The organism is Allobosea sp. P1_A7, assembly GCF_056406775.1.
Genome location: NZ_JBFTZN010000032.1, coordinates 1 through 17,631, shown reverse-complemented (window position 1 = coordinate 17,631; position 17,631 = coordinate 1). Strand labels below are relative to the sequence as shown.

Sequence of the window (17,631 nt, the reverse complement as noted above, 5' to 3'; positions counted from 1 at the left end):
CGCCATGTTCGAGAGCATCCTGATTGCCAATCGCGGCGAGATCGCCTGCCGCATCATCAAGACCTGCCGCCGTCTCGGCATCCGCGCCATTGCAGTCCATTCCGACGCGGACCGGGACGCGCTGCATGTGCGCCTCGCAGACGAGGCCATCGCGATCGGCCCGGCCCCCGCGCGCGACAGCTATCTGCGAGCCGACCGGATCATCGAGGCTGCACTGGCGACAGGCGCGCAGGCAATCCATCCCGGCTATGGCTTTCTCTCGGAGCGGCTCGATCTGATCGCCGCCTGCGAAAAGGCGGGCATCACCTTCATCGGCCCCTCGGCCACCGCCATCGATGCCATGGGCGACAAGATCCGCTCCAAGCAGATCGCGCGCGAGGCCGGCGTGCCGGGCGTGCCCGGATATGACGGGGCCGACCAGTCCCGCGACGTGCTGAAGCGGGAAGCGTTGCGCGTCGGCCTGCCTGTCATGGTCAAGGCGTCTGCCGGTGGCGGCGGCAAGGGCATCCGCAAGGTCGAACGGGAGGAGGATCTCGATGCCGCCATCTCCGCGGCGGGCAGCGAGGCACAAGCCGCATTCGGAGACGGGCGCCTGCTGATCGAGAAATTCGTGACGCGCCCGCGCCATGTCGAGGTCCAGGTCGCGGGCGACAGGCACGGCGCCATCGTTCATCTCTTCGAGCGCGACTGCTCGGTGCAGCGCTCCAACCAGAAACTGATCGAGGAAGCGCCAGCCCCGAACCTGCAGGATGAGACACGCGCGGCCCTGCATGACTACGCCTTGAGGTTGTCGCGCGCGATTTCCTACGACAATCTCGGGACCGTCGAATTCCTTGTCGATGCCGTGACGCAGGAGGTGTTCTTCCTAGAGATGAACACCCGACTGCAGGTCGAGCACCCGGTCACCGAAGCGATCACCGGGCTCGATCTGGTGGAATGGCAAATCCGCATCGCGGCAGGCGAGCCCCTGCCGCTCGCCCAGGGCGAGATCGGCTGCTCGGGCCACGCCATCGAAGCCAGGCTGACGGCAGAGCGGGCGGACCACGGCTTCCGGCCCGATACCGGTGTGATCAGGCTGTGGCGGGAACCGCAGGCGGCGCGCGTCGACAGCGGCATCGCCGCCGGCAGCGAGGTCACGCCGCATTACGATTCCCTGCTCGCCAAGGTCATCGCCCATGGGCCCGATCGCACGAGCGCGGCCCAGCGGCTCGCCAGAGGGCTGGATGGGATGGTGGTGCTCGGGCCGGCGACCACCCGTGCGTTCCTGGCGGATGCCCTGAGAACTCCGAGCTTCACGAGGGGCGAAGCCACAACCCTGTTCCTGAGCGAGAATTTCCCGGGAGGCTGGAAGCCGCAAGCCGTGCCGCAGAGCCTGCTCAATGCGGTGGCAGCGGCCCTCTGGCTCACGGCGTCCGGGACCGAGCCCGCCGGCACGCCATGGCATGCGCTCAAGGGTTTTCGCCTTCTCGCGCCTGCCGGAAGGTCGGCGACGACGCATCTGGCCATCGGAGCCGGCGCAGATGCGACGCGGCTCACTATCGAAACCCATGATGGCTTCCTGCGCGTCGCGTCAGCCGGTGGCCAACATGATATCGCGCTCCGTCGCGGTGGCTCGGACGCCGAGTGGGTGGTGACCATGAGCGKGGTCAGCCAGATGGCATACGCCGTCTTCGACACCCAGGGTCTGCTCCTGCGCCTCCGCGGCTTCGAAGGCCGGATCGAAATCGCGCTTGCGATCGAGGCCGCAGCAGCGCGCCGCGATCCGGGCGGCGATTCCGGCAGCACCGTGCGGGCACCGATGCCAGGAACACTTGCGGCGTTGCATGTCGGCGTCGGCGACACCGTCGAGGCCGGGCAGATCGTGGCCGTGCTGGAATCGATGAAGCTCTTCATGGAGTTGAAGAGCCCCGCCGGCGGAACGGTTCAACGGATCGGTCCGAGGGCCGGATCGACGGTGGCAGCCGGCGACATTCTGGTCGCGATCGAGCCGGTCTGAGCGCGAGCGCGGTGCCGATCGCCTCGCGTATCGGCCCGAACAGTGGATTGAGGCCCTCGGGAAAGCCGATGCAAACACTGAAAGTTAGATCTTCGGACCGGACAGGATCCGGTGCGATCGACTCTGATAATTTAGAGCATTCTCAATGCGAAAAACCGTTGCCACTCTTTCGCAGCATGCTCTAGGTGCCCACCGCCTTCGTCGGCGCGGACGTCTTCCTCACCGTAACCCGTGCGGAGGCGAGGCGCCTATAGAGCGTCCGCCGGCGAAGCATGGGCAGCCAGTCGTAGAGGAACATCTCGGCCGGCCTCCAGATCACGACCCAGCCGATGATCACAAAGCTCTCCTGAAGCACGCGCGCGAACGGGCCTTCGATACGCTCTGACAGCCACCAGCCGATGAAGAGACAGGCGCTCAGGACGATGAGGCCGATCAGGAAGGCCAAGCGACCGTCCCGAAACAGCTGCCGCATCGCCTTTGTCTCAGATCGCGCACGCCCGTCGAACCAATTGCCGATGGCCGCAGCAAGATCGGGCGCCGCGCCGCCGGATTCGCCGTCCGCCGCGATGTCGATGAGGATTTCAATGGCGCGATCCTTGGGCAGCTCCTCCGCCCATTCGACGATGTACTGCTCGGCATCCCCCGACAGGTCGCGCTGGCGGAAGGGAAACGGATCGAGCGTGTTGAACAACTGTGCACCATCGGTCAGGCTCAACTCAATCGTGCTCGCACTCCGCAAGCCCGGAGCTGCATTGTCAGCCATCAGTCACCGCCATTTCCCATGATCGCGCCAAGAGCTACGCCCATATTCCGGCTAAGGATATTGCATTGAATCCTCAACATCCTGCCGGCGAGCCGACTTGATTGAAGTCAATTCCCCGCGCCGGCGAATGCCGCATATGACAAGCCCCTCTTGCATAGGTTGCGCGGGCGTCTCAGTCTGGTGATATTGCAGTGCGAAAGATCATCGTGAAGTTTCTGACGTATCGGCCCCCGGCCATATGAGGACAACGATATGGTGAGCGCATATTCCGTGACGTCGCCCGGCGCTGCCGCTGCGACGGCCGATTCCGGCTCCGACCTCGCCGCGTATCTGGTCGACGCCGCCCAGCGAAACGTGCTGATGCTCGATGTGTTGCACCGGCGCGGCGACAATTACCTCGACCATCTGGCGATGGCGGCCCCCAATGTCCTCGGATTTGGCTTCGAGATCGTCATGAGCGGCCGTAGCCTGCCCCGTCCGGTCAATTACGGCCTGGTCCGGATCATTGCACCCGAAGGCGTCGTCACGGACGAGTCCTCACGCCCCTTCATCGTCGTCGATCCGCGTGCCGGCCATGGTCCGGGCATCGGCGGCATGAAACCCGACAGCGAAATCGGCGCAGCGCTCGCTGCCGGACATCCCTGCTATTTCATCGGCTTCCTGCCGGATCCGGTCAAAGGCCAGACGATCGAGGATGTCGGCTGCGCCGAGGCTGCCTTCATCGAGGCCGTCACCAGGCGCCATCCCGGCTATTCCGGCAAGCCTTGCGTCATCGGCAACTGCCAGGCCGGCTGGGCCGTCCTCGGGCTCGCCGCCGCCCGGCCCGAACTGATGGGGCCGATCATGGCCGCGGGCGCGCCGCTGGCTTATTGGAATGGCAAGGACGGGCTCAACCCGATGCGATATTCCGGCGGCATGCTGGGGGGCTCCTGGCTCACCTCGCTGACCGGAGATCTCGGCGCCGGCATCTTCGACGGCGCCTATCTCGTTCAGAATTTCGAAAAGCTGAACCCGGCCAACACCTGGTGGAGCAAGCTCTACGATGTCTGGTCGAAGGTCGATACCGAGGCCGAACGCTTTCTATCCTTCGAGAAATGGTGGGGCGGGCATGTGCTGCTCAACCGCGAAGAGATCGAATTCATCGTCGAGCAACTCTTCGTCGGCAACAAGCTGACCAAGGGGGAAGTGACGCTCTCTTCCGGCAAGCGGATCGACCTGCGCGAAGTCGCCTCGCCGATCGTCGTGWTCTGCTCCTGGGGCGACAACATCACGCCGCCGCAGCAGGCGCTCGGCTGGATCACCGATCTCTATGGAAGCGACCTCGCCCTGATCGCAGCCGAGCAGACGATCGTCTACTCCATCCACCCGCAGGCCGGACATCTCGGCGTCTTCGTTTCAAGCTCCGTAGCGAAGAAGGAACATACCGAGCTCACGGAGAACATGGATCTGATCGACATCCTGCCGCCAGGACTCTGGGAAGCCGTCATAACGCCGCGCGAGCCCGGCCAGGACTACGCGGATCTTGTGACCGGCAACAATATCCTGCGCTTCGAGGCGCGCAGCCTCGACGACATTCGCGCCCTGGGGCTGAACACGGCGGAGGATGACCGCCGGTTCGCGACAGTCGCCAGGGTCTCCGAGATCAATGCCAGTTTCTACAAGACCTGGCTGCGCCCATTCGTGCAGGCTACTGCCACGGCGCCCGCTGCAGAGCTGGAACGCCGGCTCAATCCGCTGCGCTCACAGTTCGAGATCTTTTCGCACAACAACCCGTTCATGCGCGGCGTCAGCGGCTGGGCGGAACTCGTGCGGGAACACCGCCGCCCCGCAGCCCCGGACAATCCATTCCTGGCCTGGCAGGAGATCATCTCGCAGAACATCGTCGCCTCGCTCGACCTGTTCCGCGACATCCGGGATTCCACGACCGAACTCGTCTTCAAACAGATCTACGGCGCGCCTGCCTTGCAGGCGGCGCTCGGCGTCACCGACGAGACGGCGCGCCCGTGGCCAGCCGATCGCGAGCGCGGCGTCGCGGCGCTCGAAGCAGGTCGTTCCGACCTGACTCAACGGGTCGGCCGCATCAGCGCCAAGATCGCGATCCTGCGGGCGGTGATGTACGTCCTGGCGGCGCGCGGCGGAATCGACGAACGGATCTTTGCCGTCCTGCGTCGCCTGCACGGCAAGCATCAAAGTCTCGACGGCATGACGCTGCAGCAGTTCAAGCTCAACGTCCGCGAACAGTTCTTCATGCTGCGCTTCGACGGCGAAGCGGCGGTCGCAGCGATCGCCACGGTGTTGCAAGCCGAGGCGCCCCATATTTCGCTCGAGGAATTTCACGACATTCTGACCGCTGCAGGGCCCCTCGAAGGCGAAGCGCTTGCCCGTTTCGAGCGGATCAGCAGGATGTTTCCTGCCTCTTCGCCGGCGCGTGAGCAGCACGAGACCGCAAGCAATCTGCACCGCCTGCCGAGCCAGACGGCTGTGCAAGAACGAACAGTCCTCGACACCCCGTCGAAGGCAGCGCCCCGCCGCAGATCATCGCCGAGGAAGTGAGGCGCAGAATGGTTCAGCCTTACCAATCCGCCGCAGCCCCCAAGTCAGGCGATGCGCGCGGCAAATACGAGCGCCTGATCGCCACGGCGCGCGCGCTTCCGCCGGTCGCGACGGCCGTCGCCCATCCCTGTGACGAGTCTTCCCTGAGAGGGGCCCTCGATGCCTCGGCGCTGGGCCTGATCAAACCCATCCTGGTCGGTCCTACCGCGCGGATCATCGCGACCGCAAAGGAGAATGGGCTCGACATCGCGGGTTTCGAGATCGTCGATACACCGCATAGCCATGCGTCCGCCGCCAAGGCGGTCGAGCTCGTGCATGCAGGCAAGGCGGCCTTGCTGATGAAGGGCAGCCTGCATAGCGACGAATTGCTCGCCGAGGTCACGAACAAGGAGACCGGCCTGCGTACAGGCCGGCGCGTCAGCCATGTCTTCATCATGGATGTGCCGTCCTATGCCGAGCCGCTCTTCATCACCGACGCGGCCGTGAACATCTTTCCCGATCTCGACGCCAAGCGCGACATCATCCAGAACGCCATCGATCTGCATGTCGGGCTCGGCCTGGGGGCCCCGAGGGTCGCGATCCTCTCGGCCGTGGAGACCGTGACCACCAAGATCCCCAGCACGATCGAGGCGGCAGCGCTCTGCAAGATGGCCGATCGCGGCCAGATCACCGGAGGCCTGCTCGATGGGCCACTGGCGCTCGACAATGCGATCAGCCCGGAGGCGGCCAGCATCAAGGGCATCGTCTCGCCGGTCGCGGGCCGCGCGCAGATCCTGGTGGTGCCCGACCTCGAAGCCGGCAACATGCTGGCGAAGAACCTGACCTTCCTGTCCGGGGCCGATGCCGCCGGCATCGTGCTCGGCGCGCGCGTGCCGATCATTCTGACCAGCCGCGCCGACAATGTCCGGACCCGCCTCGCCTCCTGCGCCGTTGCCGGGCTCTATGCCCATGCGTTGCTGCAGGCCAAGCCAATCGGAGCCTAGCCGGTGACCGAGGTCCTGTTCGTCGTCAATGCCGGCAGCTCGAGCATCAAGTTCAAGCTCTACTGCGTTGCAGGCGATGATATCGAGCTGATGTTCGGCGGCGCCGTGGACGGGATCGGAACCCGTCCGCGGCTCAAGGCAAAGAGCCATGACGGAACGTCGCTGATCGAGCGCAGCTTCACCGTCGCGGAGGTTGCGAACTCGGCGCAGGCGCAACAGGTCGTTGCCGACTGGGTCGTCGGCGAGATCCGGGACATGGCCATCATCGGCATCGGCCATCGCGTCGTCCATGGCGGCCCGGTCTATTCGGCACCGGTGCTGGTCGACGACGCGGTAATGAAGACGCTCGAAACCTTCATCCCGCTCGCGCCACTGCATCAGCTCAGCAATCTCGACCCGATCCGCGTGCTGCGCCAACGCCGGCCCGACCTGCCGCAGGTCGCCTGCTTCGACACGGCCTTCCATCGCGGCCATCCCGAACTCTCAGACCGTTTCGCCCTGCCGCGTGCGCTCTATGACGAGGGCGTCCGGCGCTACGGCTTCCATGGCCTGTCCTATGAATATGTTTCGAAGGCGCTGTACGGCATCGCACCGGAGATTGCAGACAAGCGGGTGATCATCGCCCATCTCGGCTCCGGGGCTTCCGTCTGCGCCTTGCAGGGCGGCCGCAGCATCGAGACGACGATGGGCTTCACCGCGCTGGACGGACTGCCGATGGGAACGCGCTCGGGTTCGCTCGATCCCGGTGTCGTCCTGCATCTGATCGAGCAGAAGGGCATGAGCCCGGCCGCAGTCGGCCAGATGCTCTATCACGAAAGCGGCCTGCTCGGGCTGTCCGGCATCAGCAACGATGTGCGCGAACTGCAGGAGAGCGAGAGGCCCGAGGCCGCAATGGCGATCGACTTCTTCAGCCTCCGCGTCGCGCAAGCCATCGCCAGCCTGTCGGTCACGCTCGGTGGGCTCGACGGCATCGTCTTCACGGCCGGCGTCGGCGAGAACGCCTGGCAGGTCAGACAGAACGTGGTTGATCGCCTGCACTGGGCAGGACTGTCGCTCAAGGCCGAGGCCAACCTGCGCAATGACAGGCGCATCGATGCCGAAGGCAGCCGGACGCAGATTTTCGTCGTCGCGACGGACGAGGAACGCATGATCGCGCAGCATACGCTGCGGCTGCTTCGGAGCACCGGAGTGGCTGCGCGAGAGCCCGCGCGGTCATAACGCAGGATCAGGAAGCAGCCGGTTCTCGCCGCAAGCGCAACCGCCGAGCTCGGAGAGTGATGATGATAGTGGTCCGTCTACCCGCAGCGACAGCCCTGGCGGTGGCGCTCCTGACCGTCGGCAGCGTGCTCGCCCCGGTCTCGCGCGACCTCTCGATCACGGCGCCAGCCCAGGCCCAGTCGAAGATCCAGGCGCTCCTCCAGCGCTTGCGCAGCGGCTCGATGCCCAGCGGGATTGCCAAGTCGAACGGCCGTATCGAGGCGACGCAGATCGATATCTCCGCCAAATATGCCGGCCGCCTGTCGCAGGTGCTCGTCAATGAGGGCGACGACGTCACCGCCGGGCAAGTGGTCGCGCGCATTTCGTCGCCGGAATACGAAGCCCAGCTTCGCGGCGCCCAATCCCAGGTTCTCAAGGCCAAGCATGGGCTGGCGGAAGCCAATGCGCTGATCGTCCAGCGCAAGAGCGAGATCACCCTCAGCCAGGCTGAGCTGGAGCGTGGCCAGCAGCTCGTCGACAAGGGCTATCTGACCAGGCAGACCTTCGACCAGCGCGTCGCCAAGGCAGATACCGCCAAGGCCGCGCTCGTCGCAGCCGAGGCCCAGCGCGACCAGGCGCAGTTCGCGATCAAGAGCGCCGAAGCCGAGGTCGACCGCATCGAGGCGGTTCTCGTCGACATGACGCTCGTCGCGCCCCGCAGCGGCCGGGTTCAGTACCAGCTCGCACGCGCGGGCGAGGTCGTCGGCGCAGGCGCGCGCATCCTGACGCTGCTCGATCTTAGCGATGTCTACATGACGATCTATCTCCCGGCCGCACAGGCCGGGCTGCTCGCCCTTGGCGACGAGGCCCGGATCACCGTCGATCCGCTGCCCCAATATGTCATCCCGGCCAATGTCGGCTTCGTCGCGGCGGACGCCCAGTTCACGCCGAAGAGCGTCGAGACGGCCGACGAGCGGGAGAAGCTGATGTTCCGCGTCAAGCTGCAGATCGATCCGCGCGTCCTGAAGAAATATCACCGCCAGGCCAAGACAGGGGTGCGCGGCATGGGCTTCGTCCGGACCAGCCCGTCGATCCAGTGGCCCGAAGATCTCACCGTGAAGCTCCCCTGATGAACGACGGCGTCATTGCCAAGGTCGAGCATGTCTCGCACCGGTACGGCAAAACGGTTGCGCTCGACGATGTCTCGATCGACTTCCCCTCCCGCCGCATGGTGGGGGTGATCGGTCCCGACGGCGTCGGCAAATCTGCGTTGCTCGCCCTGATTGCCGGCGTCAGGGAAATCCAGACCGGACATGTCACGGTCTTCGGTGGCGACATGGCCGACAAGGCCCATCGCGAGAAGCAGGGCGCCCGCATCGCCTATATGCCGCAGGGCCTAGGCCGCAATCTCTATCCGACGCTGAGCGTCTTCGAGAATATCGACTTCCATGGCCGGCTCTTCGGCCAGGGCGCAGCTGAGCGCAGGCGGCGGATCGACGAATTGCTGAAGGCGACGGGTCTCGACCCGTTCGAAGGCCGCCCGGCCGGCAAGCTGTCGGGTGGCATGAAGCAGAAGCTCAGCCTGTGCTGCGCCCTGATCCACGACCCGGACCTCCTCATCCTCGACGAGCCGACCACCGGTGTCGACCCGCTTTCGCGCGGCCAGTTCTGGGACCTGATCAACACCWTCCGTGGCCGGCGGCCGCAAATGAGTGTGATCGTCGCCACCGCCTATATGGACGAGGCCGAACGCTTCGACTGGCTGGCCGCCATGGATGACGGCAAGGTGATCGCCTCCGGGCCGATCTCCGAGATCCTTGAAAAGACGGGACAGAAATCCCTGGAAGCCGCCTTCATCGCGCTGCTGCCAGAGGCAAAGCGGGCGCAGCACCAGGAGGTCATCGTACGCCCGCGCCCGGCCAGCGACAGCGCCGTGCCGGMGATCGAGGCCGAGGGATTGACCCGACGCTTCGGCGATTTCACGGCCGTCGACCATGTCAGCTTCCGGATCGAGCGCGGCGAGATCTTCGGCTTCCTCGGCTCGAACGGCTGCGGCAAATCGACGACGATGAAGATGCTCACCGGCCTGCTGCCGGCGACCGAGGGCTGGGCCAAGCTGTTCGGCAAGCCGATGGGCTCCAACGACATGGAGACGCGCCGGAATGTCGGCTACATGTCGCAGGCATTCTCGCTCTATACCGAACTCACGGTCCGGCAGAATCTCGAACTCCACGCAAAGCTCTATCACCTGCCGAACGATGAGATCGAAGGTCGCATCGCGGAGCTGCTCGCGCGCTTCGACCTCAGGGATGTGGTGGACTCGCGGCCCGACAGCCTGCCCCTCGGCATCAAGCAGCGCCTGCAGCTTGCGGTCGCCGTGCTCCATCGGCCGGCCATGCTCATTCTCGATGAGCCGACCTCCGGCGTCGACCCGATCGCGCGCGACGCCTTCTGGCGCACGCTGATCGATCTCTCGCGCGATGACGGCGTGACGATTTTCCTCTCGACGCATTTCATGAACGAGGCCGAGCGCTGCGACCGCATCTCCCTGATGCATGCCGGCAAGGTGCTCGCAGTCGGCACACCGGAGGAACTGGTCAGGGAACGTGGAAGCTCCTCGCTAGAGGACACCTTCGTCGACTATCTCGCCGAGGCCGCAGGGATCGATCGCGAAGCGAAACCGGAGGCGCCTGACCCGAACGCGGTACTCCCGCCGCCGGAACCCATCCGGCCCCCGCGCCGCTTCGACCCGAAGCGGCTCTGGGCCTATTCGCGGCGCGAGACGATGGAGCTGCTGCGCGATCCGATCCGGCTCGCCTTCGCCTTCCTCGGCCCGCTCGTCCTGATGATCGCCTTCGGCTTCGGCATTTCCTTTGATGTCGAGAACCTGCGCTTCTCGGCGCTCGACCAGGATAATACCCCCGAAAGCCGCCAGCTGATCGAGGCCTTTTCCGGCTCGCGCTATTTCGACGAGCGTGCGCCGATCAGGACGGCCGAGGAGCTCGACCAGCGGCTGAGGAACGGCGAGTTGCAGCTCGCAATCGAGATCCCGCCCGGCTTCGGGCGCGACCTGCAATCCGGCAGGAAGCCGGAGGTCGCGGTCTGGCTCGACGGCGCCATGCCGTTCCGCGCCGAGACGACGAAGGGCTACGTCACCGGGCTTGCCGCGCAATACGCCAAGGAATGGCTCGCCCAGAACAGTGCCGGCACGAGCGCGGCCAGTCTCGTCAATGTCGAGACCCGTTTCCGCTACAACCAGGCCTTCAAGAGCGTCAATGCGATGGTGCCGAGCGTGATCATGCTGATGCTGATCCTGATCCCGGCCATCATGTCCGCCATTGCGGTGGTGAGGGAGAAGGAGACCGGCTCGATCGCCAATTTCCAGTCGACGCCGATCACCAAGTTCGAGTTCCTGTTCGGCAAGCAGCTGCCCTATATCGCGATCGCGATGATCAGCGTCGTGCTCCTGGTGCTGCTTGCGATCATCCTCTTCGGGGTGCCGATCAAGGGCTCGATCGCGATGCTGATCCTGGGCACCCTGCTCTACGTGATCGCGACGACGGGCTTCGGCCAGTTAATCTCGACCTTCACCAGGACACAGGTCTCCGCCGTATTCGCCACCGCGATCCTGTCGATCATACCGGCGGTGAACTTCTCGGGCCTGCTCGTTCCGGTCGCCTCGCTGTCGGGCGGAGCACGGATGATCGGGCTCGGCTTCCCGACGGCCTGGTATCAGCCGGTCAGCGTCGGCGCCTTCACAAAGGGCCTGGGGTTCGACGACCTGTCGTTCAACCTCATCATGCTCGCTGGCTTCGCAGTCCTTTTCCTCGTCGTCTCGCAGCTTCTCCTGCGCAAACAGGAGCTCTGAGATGTCGCCGGAGAGAACCAGCGCCACGACGGAACCAGCGCAGCAAGGGCCAACGGGCCTTCGACTGCATCTGGCCAATATCTACCAGCTCGTCATCAAGGAACTGCGCAGCATCCGGGCTGACCCGGTCATGCTCATCCTCGTGGTCTATGCTTTCAGCATCGCCGTCTACACGGTGGCGACCGGCGCTTCGACCGAAGCGAAGAACCTGACCGTCGGCATTGTCGACGAGGACCGCTCCGATCTCTCGCGCCAGATCCAGAACGCACTGAACCCACCGCTGTTCAAGAGCGCGGTGACGATCAGCGCACGCGACATCGACGAGGAGATGGATCACGGCCGGCTGGTCTTTGTGCTGGAGATCCCGCCCTCCTTCCAGGCCGACCTTCTCTCCGGCCGGCGGGCATCCGTGCAGCTCAATGTCGATGCCACCGCGATGACCCAGGCCGGAAACGGCTCGGTCTATATCCAGTCGATCATCGCGCAGGAGGTGACGAATTTCCTGGCCGGCCGGGAAACCGTGACCAACGCCCCCATCAATGTCGTCATCCGCTCCAAGTTCAATCCGAACCTGAATTCGGCCTGGTTCACCTCGGTGATGCAGGTGATCAACAATGTCACCTTGCTGACGGTGATCCTGACCGGCGCGGCGCTGATCCGCGAACGCGAACAGGGCACGGTCGAGCATCTGCTGGTGATGCCGGTCGTGCCGGCCGAGATCATGCTGGCGAAGATCATCGCCAACGGGCTCGTCATCCTGGTCGCGGCCGGGCTGTCGCTCGCGGTCGTCGTGCAATGGTGGCTGCAGGTGCCGATCGCCGGCTCGCTGACGCTCTTCCTGGCGGGTGCGGCGCTCTACGCCTTCACGGTCGCGGCGCTCGGCATCATGCTCGGCACGCTCGCCACCTCGATGGGCCAGTTCGGGCTGCTCGCCATTCCGATTCTGGTGATCATGCAGCTCCTGTCGGGTTCCAGCACGCCGATGGAGAGCATGCCCGTCTGGCTGCAATACGTGATGCAGATCATCAGTCCGACACCGCATTTCGTGGCGTTCTCGCAGGCCGTGCTCTATCGCGGCGCGGGCCTCTCCGTGGTCTGGCTGCAGCTCGTCGCGCTGGTCGTCATCGGCAGTGTATATTTCACCTATGCGCTCAGCCGTTTCCGCCGCGTGATCTTCGGAGACTAGTCAGATGGGCACGATCGACGACATCGTCCGCGGCAAGAAGGGCCTGATCGTCGGCATCGCCAACGAGGACAGCATCGCCTTCGGCTGCGGCAGGGTCCTGCACCGGCTCGGCGCGGAGCTGGCCATAACCTATCTGAACGCCAAGGCCGAGAAATGGGTGCGCCCGCTCGCGGAGGAACTCGGCAGCCCGATCATCATGCCGCTCGATGTCGAGATGCCCGGGCAGCTCGACGCCGTGTTCGAGGAAATCACCAGGCGCTGGGGCAAGCTCGACTTCGTCATCCACTCGATCGCGTTTGCACCGCGCGACGACCTGCATGGCCGGGTCGTCGATGTGACGCGGGACGGCTTCGAACAGGCGATGCGCGTCTCCTGCTATTCGCTGATCGAAATGGCCCGCAAGGCCGAGCCGCTGATGAGCGCGGGCGGCGCGATCCTGACCATGAGCTATTACGGCGCCGAGAAGGTGCTCGACAATTACAACATCATGGGACCGGTGAAGGCTGCGCTCGAGAGCACGACCCGCTATCTCGCCCATGAACTCGGCCAGAAGGGCATCCGCCTGCACGCGCTCTCGCCGGGCCCGTTGAAGACACGCGCCGCCGGCGGCATTGCCGGTTTCGACGAGCTTCTGTCCCAAGCCGCGGCGCGGGCTCCGCAAGGGCGCGTCGTCACCATCGACGAGGTCGGGCAGGTCGCCGCTTTCCTGATCAGCGATGCCGCCACCGGCATGACCGGCAACACGATCTATGTCGATGCCGGCTATCACATCATGGGTTAGGTCATCGGACCGGACATCGTATCCCGGCCGGTGATCTTCTGCGTTTGCATCGGCCCTCCCGAAAACCGTAATCCACTTTTCGGGCCGATGATTCTCTGTGCTTGCATCGGCTTTCCCGAAAACCGTAATCCACTTTTCGGGCCGATGCCTGAGGCTGCCTGCCGCACGCTTCAGGCGGGGACAGCGCGCGGCGTTCCGTCCGGATCCGTCGCTTCCGGCTCCTGCGAGATCGGTGCCGTCAATGGGTCGATGATCTCGAAGGGACGCTCGACCCGGACAGGCGGCGCCTTGACGAGCACGCGCAGGCCGGAGACCGCGGCGAGCAGGATGGTCGCGGCCGCCATGAAATAGAGCAGCCCGCCAATATCGAAGCGCGACATGACGGCGGCACCGAGCATCGGCCCCAGGGCCGAGCCGAAGCCGCTGACCAGGATCAACCTGCCGCTGACGGCAACGACGCGATCTGAGGGCATGCGATCGAGCGCATGGGCGACGCAGACCGGATAGAGYGTCGACATGAAGCCGCCGAGCACCGCCGCCACAGGCAGCACCGCGGCAAGCTTGGGGGGCAGCATGACGAGCAGCAGGGCCGCCGCCGCAAAGCCGAGCGCGAGGCCGGCCAGAACCAGCCGGCGGTCGCCACGATCAGACAGGCGCCCAACCGGAACCTGAAGCGCCAGGCCGCCCAGCACCGCGACCAGCATGAAGAGCGCGATCGTCTGCTGCGGCACGCCATTGCTCAGCATCCAGGCCGGTACGAGCGCGTAGAAGGCACTGCTGATCATGCCACTGATGACGCAGCCGACCACGGCCACCGGCGCCTGCCGGGTCAACTCGCCATAGCGCAGCGTCGCCTCCGGTGCGATCCCCGGCGCCTCGGCGCGCGTCGTGCTGACCATCACCAGGGCAAGTGCAAAGAGCACGGCGATGATGTTGAAGGGCGTCATGGAGTGAATGGCGAGTTTGCCGATCAGCAACTGGCCGAGCGCCAGCGCCAGGAACGTGCCGACCATGTAGATCGAGAACACCCGCCCGCGCTGATCCGCCTGCGCCTTGGCGTTCAGCCAGCTCTCCGTGGTGATGAACAGGCCGACGCAGCCCATGCCGATGACGGCGCGGCAAACGATCCAGGCCAATGGCGAGACAAGAAGCGGCATCGTGGCTGTCGCAACCACCACCATGCCCGCGAATGCGGCATAGGCGCGGATATGGCCGATGCGCTGGATCACCTGCCCGGACCCGACCGCCCCGATGGTGAAGCCGATGAAATAGGCGCTGAGCACGACGCCGTTCAGCGTGGAACCGAAATCCTCGATCGTCAGCCGCAGGGACAGGAAGGTGTTGAAGAAGCCGTTCGCGAGCTGAATGAGGCTCGTCGCGGCGATGAGAGTTCCGATCTGCACGAGCATCGGCCAGGCTCCTTTCGCTAGCGGCCGAGAGATGCCGGCCAGAGTGTCGCGCGCCCGCAGGAATGCGACGTCCGCCCCGGAGATTCTTCGGGCGGTCCAGGGTGGCTAGCGTGAGAATGTGGGCTGAGTGCGTCGCAACACGGACTCGGGTGCCTGCCAGTTCGCGACGGGCGAGCAGCAGAACCGTCCGCTGGATGTCAGTCGTCTTGCCTCAGCTCCCAGGCGAGCATGGCATCATGGATCGCGTCGAGTTCCTCGTCCTTCGCCCGGCAATCCGGCCTGGTGCGCAGTTCCTCGAGGCGCTCGCAAGCGCAGGCGTAGTCCTCTTCCGAGTAGATAATGACCAGCCGATTCATGACCAACTCACCAACCATAAGACGGGCCAGGCCGCCCGCGATGACGACATGGGCTGGTCTAAAGACCGCCTGAATGACCTGCAGATGACAGCCGCGGGTGCCACATGGGATGCGCCCTGGGCGCTATCCGAACCGGCCGCTTCCGATATGCTCGTCGAACGATCGCCACGCCCGAGCCAAGCCGCAGACCGATATGGATGAACACGCCCTCCTGAGCCGCCTCGCCGTTTCCCTCGCCATCGGGCTCGTGGTCGGTCTCGAACGTGGCTGGCGCACGCGTGACGAGGATGACCACCAGCGCGCCGCGGGCCTGCGCACCTTCGCGCTGTCCGGGCTGCTCGGCGGCGTGACCGGAGCCATCGGCCAGCAGCTCGGGGGCATCGCGATCGGCCTGGTCTTTCTCGGATACAGTGCGGCTTTCGGCGCCTTCCACTGGCTGGAGGCGCGCGCCGAGCAGAATGTCAGTGCGACCTCAGTCATCGCCGGGATGCTGACCTTCATGCTGGGCGCGCTCGCCGTGGTGGGCGATCTCACTGCGGCGATTGCAGGCGCAGTCGCGATGACCTTGCTGCTGGCGTTGCGCGAACAGCTGCACCGGTGGGTGGCCTCGCTGAGCTGGCAGGAAATCCGTTCGGTCCTGACCCTGCTCGCGATGTCGTTCCTGTTGCTTCCGATTTTGCCGAACCGGCCGATCGACCCATGGGGATCGATCAATCCCTATTCGATCTGGCTGCTCGCCATCCTGATCGCGGCCGTGTCCTTCGGAGGCTATGTCGCGGTCCGGATCTTTGGCGACCGCCTTGGCGTGATCATGGCGGCGATCGCCGGCGGCCTCGCCTCCTCCACCGCGACAACGCTGACCCTGGCCGGGCTCGCGCGCCAGCATTCTGATTCCGGCCGTCTGCTCAGCGCCGGCATCCTCATCGCCGGGGTGGTGATGGTCCTGCGCGTCGCCGTGGTTGCCATGGCACTGAACCCGGTCCTGATCCCGCTCCTTGCACTGCCCCTTGCCTGCGCCGGCGGCGTCCTGGCGGCAGGCGCCGGCATCATGCTGATCAAAACTGGCGGCTCCTCCGAGCGCCCGGAGCTGAAGATCTCGAATCCACTGGAACTCGGCTCCGCTCTGAAGATGGCCGCGTTCATCGCGGTGGTGATGCTTGCCGCACGCCTGCTGCAGCAGCATTTCGGCGATGCGGGCGTGCTCGTCACAGCCGCCCTGTCCGGCATTGCGGATGTCGATGCGGTCGTGATCTCGATGTCGCGCATGGCGCTCGGCGTCATTGACCCGACGCTCGCGGGCCATGCGATCCTGCTCGCGACAGGCGTCAACACGTTGGTCAAGGCCGGGCTCGCCGCCTCCACGGGCGGCATGGCGCTTGGCCTGCGGGTCGGCTGCGTAAGCGGCCTCGCCGTCGCGGCAGGGCTTCTGGCGGCGTTTCGATAGGCCGCGCCTTCCAACAGGGCGCGGCGCGCAGTTGGTTCGGGCTCCCGTCGGGCCCAACGGCCTCCGTTCGGCAGCCTCACGGCACGACATGGCCCCGCGCGCGTTTGCCATTGGACAATCGGCATGAGCACCCGGACCTGACAGGCGCCGCGCCCTTCAGCACGCAGATCCGGCTCGATGTCTGGCAGTGCCGGCCGGTCGTTCTGACCGCTCGGCGATCGACCATGCCATATCCGGCCCCGATGCCGGCGTTGCCCAGCGGCTGCGTGCCTCCATAGCCGATCGGCGGGCCTGCGCCCGGGATCCCGCCGCCACTCGAATGCAATCGGATATCCGGCACACTGTCGCTGAGCGAGGGGGGCCCAAGACCTTGCCTGGGGCCACCGGGTGTGAGCGGCGCGTTCCCTGGCGTGCCGATCTGTGCCCCGGCCGGCGCTGCCAGAACCAGGGAGAGCATGAAGGACAAAGCTGCGGTGAACCTGCGCGTCATGGTGAGGCCTCCCGGAACAACCAGCACTTGCACGGCTTGGAAGGCCTGCGTCGTCGCAGCCCTCGGCGCTCTTGTCGAGATCACACCTGTTGCAGGCCCGTGTCGAGTCGCGAGTCGGCGCCTCCGGTGGCTGCCGCTCGTCATTGACCGAGGCTGCGATCGACCTGTGAACGCGGCGGGCGAGCGGGCTGACGCGGCATGACACCGTCAAGCGGCCCAGGCGATATCCGCCAACATCGGGGCTCGGGGACTGCCCCGGGGCAAGCAGTACGACTGCCCGAGGTCGGGCCGTGAGCTATCGAGAGCGAGCCCCGGGGGCCTGTGCGTGTTGGCTACCGAGTTGAACGACAATCAGATCCAGCCTGCCGTCGGGAGCGATGCGGATCACGCTGCCGTCTTCGTTCAGGATATAGGCTGACAGGCCTGCCTTCTGCGCGCGTTCGACCTCCCTGCGCCGGAACTGCTCAAGCTTCTCGTCACAGGTGGGGCTCATGGTGCGCTCCGACATTCGTCAGTGCGTGAAAGACTACGCATTCCGGCCGGTCGAATATGTGAGGCACCTCACTTAGCGTGACGCAGGGATGCCCGAGTGGGAATGCTGGGTC

At 65.4% G+C, this 17,631-nt stretch carries 14 protein-coding genes; 9 read left to right on the top strand and 5 right to left on the bottom strand.

All coding sequences use genetic code 11. The features are described 5' to 3' along the window. Positions 1–4: 4 nt before the first annotated feature. Positions 5–1,996: an acetyl/propionyl/methylcrotonyl-CoA carboxylase subunit alpha gene (locus AC1D34_RS08000; protein WP_476823947.1), complete on the top strand. Its 1,992-nt coding sequence runs from the start codon at positions 5–7 to the stop codon at positions 1,994–1,996. Between the two features lie 181 nt (positions 1,997–2,177). Here the strand turns inward: AC1D34_RS08000 and AC1D34_RS07995 are convergent, their stop codons facing one another. Continuing rightward, positions 2,178–2,687: a hypothetical protein gene (locus AC1D34_RS07995; RefSeq protein ID WP_476823946.1), complete on the bottom strand. Its 510-nt coding sequence runs from the start codon at positions 2,685–2,687 to the stop codon at positions 2,178–2,180. A 324-nt stretch (positions 2,688–3,011) separates the two neighbouring features. Here AC1D34_RS07995 and AC1D34_RS07990 point away from each other — a divergent pair, with 324 nt between their 5' ends. From AC1D34_RS07990 to fabI, 7 genes are all read left to right on the top strand, one after another. After that, a complete protein-coding gene (locus tag AC1D34_RS07990; protein ID WP_476823945.1) occupies positions 3,012–5,312 on the top strand; it encodes a DUF3141 domain-containing protein in 2,301 nt (766 codons plus the stop codon). An 8-nt stretch (positions 5,313–5,320) separates the two neighbouring features. After that, a complete protein-coding gene (locus AC1D34_RS07985) occupies positions 5,321–6,295 on the top strand; it encodes a phosphate acetyltransferase (protein ID WP_476823944.1) in 975 nt (324 codons plus the stop codon). A gap of 3 nt (positions 6,296–6,298) precedes the next feature. Then, complete coding sequence (locus tag AC1D34_RS07980) at positions 6,299–7,513, top strand: acetate/propionate family kinase (protein ID WP_441490076.1); 1,215 nt, start codon at positions 6,299–6,301, stop codon at positions 7,511–7,513. A 62-nt stretch (positions 7,514–7,575) separates the two neighbouring features. After that, on the top strand, positions 7,576–8,622 hold the full coding sequence (locus AC1D34_RS07975) for an HlyD family secretion protein (RefSeq protein ID WP_476823943.1): 1,047 nt from the start codon (positions 7,576–7,578) through the stop codon (positions 8,620–8,622). Next, on the top strand, positions 8,622–11,360 hold the full coding sequence (rbbA, locus tag AC1D34_RS07970; protein WP_476823942.1) for a ribosome-associated ATPase/putative transporter RbbA: 2,739 nt from the start codon (positions 8,622–8,624) through the stop codon (positions 11,358–11,360). Before AC1D34_RS07975 ends, rbbA begins: the two co-directional genes overlap by 1 nt. Position 11,361: 1 nt before the next feature. Further along, entirely contained in the window at positions 11,362–12,546 is a 1,185-nt protein-coding gene (locus AC1D34_RS07965) for an ABC transporter permease (RefSeq protein WP_476823941.1), read from the top strand. A gap of 4 nt (positions 12,547–12,550) precedes the next feature. Continuing rightward, a complete protein-coding gene (gene fabI, locus AC1D34_RS07960) occupies positions 12,551–13,327 on the top strand; it encodes an enoyl-ACP reductase FabI (protein WP_441506070.1) in 777 nt (258 codons plus the stop codon). A gap of 170 nt (positions 13,328–13,497) precedes the next feature. Here fabI and AC1D34_RS07955 read toward each other — a convergent pair whose 3' ends face one another. Beyond that, complete coding sequence (locus AC1D34_RS07955; protein ID WP_441506069.1) at positions 13,498–14,736, bottom strand: MFS transporter; 1,239 nt, start codon at positions 14,734–14,736, stop codon at positions 13,498–13,500. Positions 14,737–14,933: 197 nt separating this feature from the next. Next, positions 14,934–15,092: a hypothetical protein gene (locus AC1D34_RS07950; RefSeq protein WP_441490082.1), complete on the bottom strand. Its 159-nt coding sequence runs from the start codon at positions 15,090–15,092 to the stop codon at positions 14,934–14,936. 193 nt (positions 15,093–15,285) lie between these two features. Here AC1D34_RS07950 and AC1D34_RS07945 point away from each other — a divergent pair, with 193 nt between their 5' ends. Continuing rightward, a complete protein-coding gene (locus tag AC1D34_RS07945) occupies positions 15,286–16,536 on the top strand; it encodes an MgtC/SapB family protein (protein ID WP_476823940.1) in 1,251 nt (416 codons plus the stop codon). A gap of 76 nt (positions 16,537–16,612) precedes the next feature. On the opposite strand, the gene AC1D34_RS07940 is transcribed toward AC1D34_RS07945, so the two are convergent. Together AC1D34_RS07940 and AC1D34_RS07935 are read right to left on the bottom strand one after the other, a co-directional pair. Then, positions 16,613–17,026, bottom strand: a complete 414-nt coding sequence (locus AC1D34_RS07940; protein ID WP_441490084.1) for a hypothetical protein — start codon at positions 17,024–17,026, stop codon at positions 16,613–16,615. A gap of 295 nt (positions 17,027–17,321) precedes the next feature. Then, positions 17,322–17,519: a hypothetical protein gene (locus tag AC1D34_RS07935; RefSeq protein ID WP_441490085.1), complete on the bottom strand. Its 198-nt coding sequence runs from the start codon at positions 17,517–17,519 to the stop codon at positions 17,322–17,324. Between the last annotated feature and the right edge of the window lie 112 nt (positions 17,520–17,631).

Bases quoted from the DNA above. Each gene is read 5' to 3' on its own strand.
- AC1D34_RS07975 (WP_476823943.1), top strand. From the start codon at position 7,576: ATGATAGTGGTCCGTCTACCCGCAGCGACAGCCCTGGCGGTGGCGCTC.
- AC1D34_RS07985 (WP_476823944.1), top strand. From the start codon at position 5,321: ATGGTTCAGCCTTACCAATCCGCCGCAGCCCCCAAGTCAGGCGATGCG.
- AC1D34_RS07945 (WP_476823940.1), top strand. From the start codon at position 15,286: ATGGATGAACACGCCCTCCTGAGCCGCCTCGCCGTTTCCCTCGCCATC.
- AC1D34_RS07935 (WP_441490085.1), bottom strand. From the start codon at position 17,519: ATGAGCCCCACCTGTGACGAGAAGCTTGAGCAGTTCCGGCGCAGGGAG.
- fabI (WP_441506070.1), top strand. From the start codon at position 12,551: ATGGGCACGATCGACGACATCGTCCGCGGCAAGAAGGGCCTGATCGTC.
- AC1D34_RS07965 (WP_476823941.1), top strand. From the start codon at position 11,362: ATGTCGCCGGAGAGAACCAGCGCCACGACGGAACCAGCGCAGCAAGGG.
- AC1D34_RS07940 (WP_441490084.1), bottom strand. From the start codon at position 17,026: ATGACGCGCAGGTTCACCGCAGCTTTGTCCTTCATGCTCTCCCTGGTT.
- AC1D34_RS07950 (WP_441490082.1), bottom strand. From the start codon at position 15,092: ATGAATCGGCTGGTCATTATCTACTCGGAAGAGGACTACGCCTGCGCT.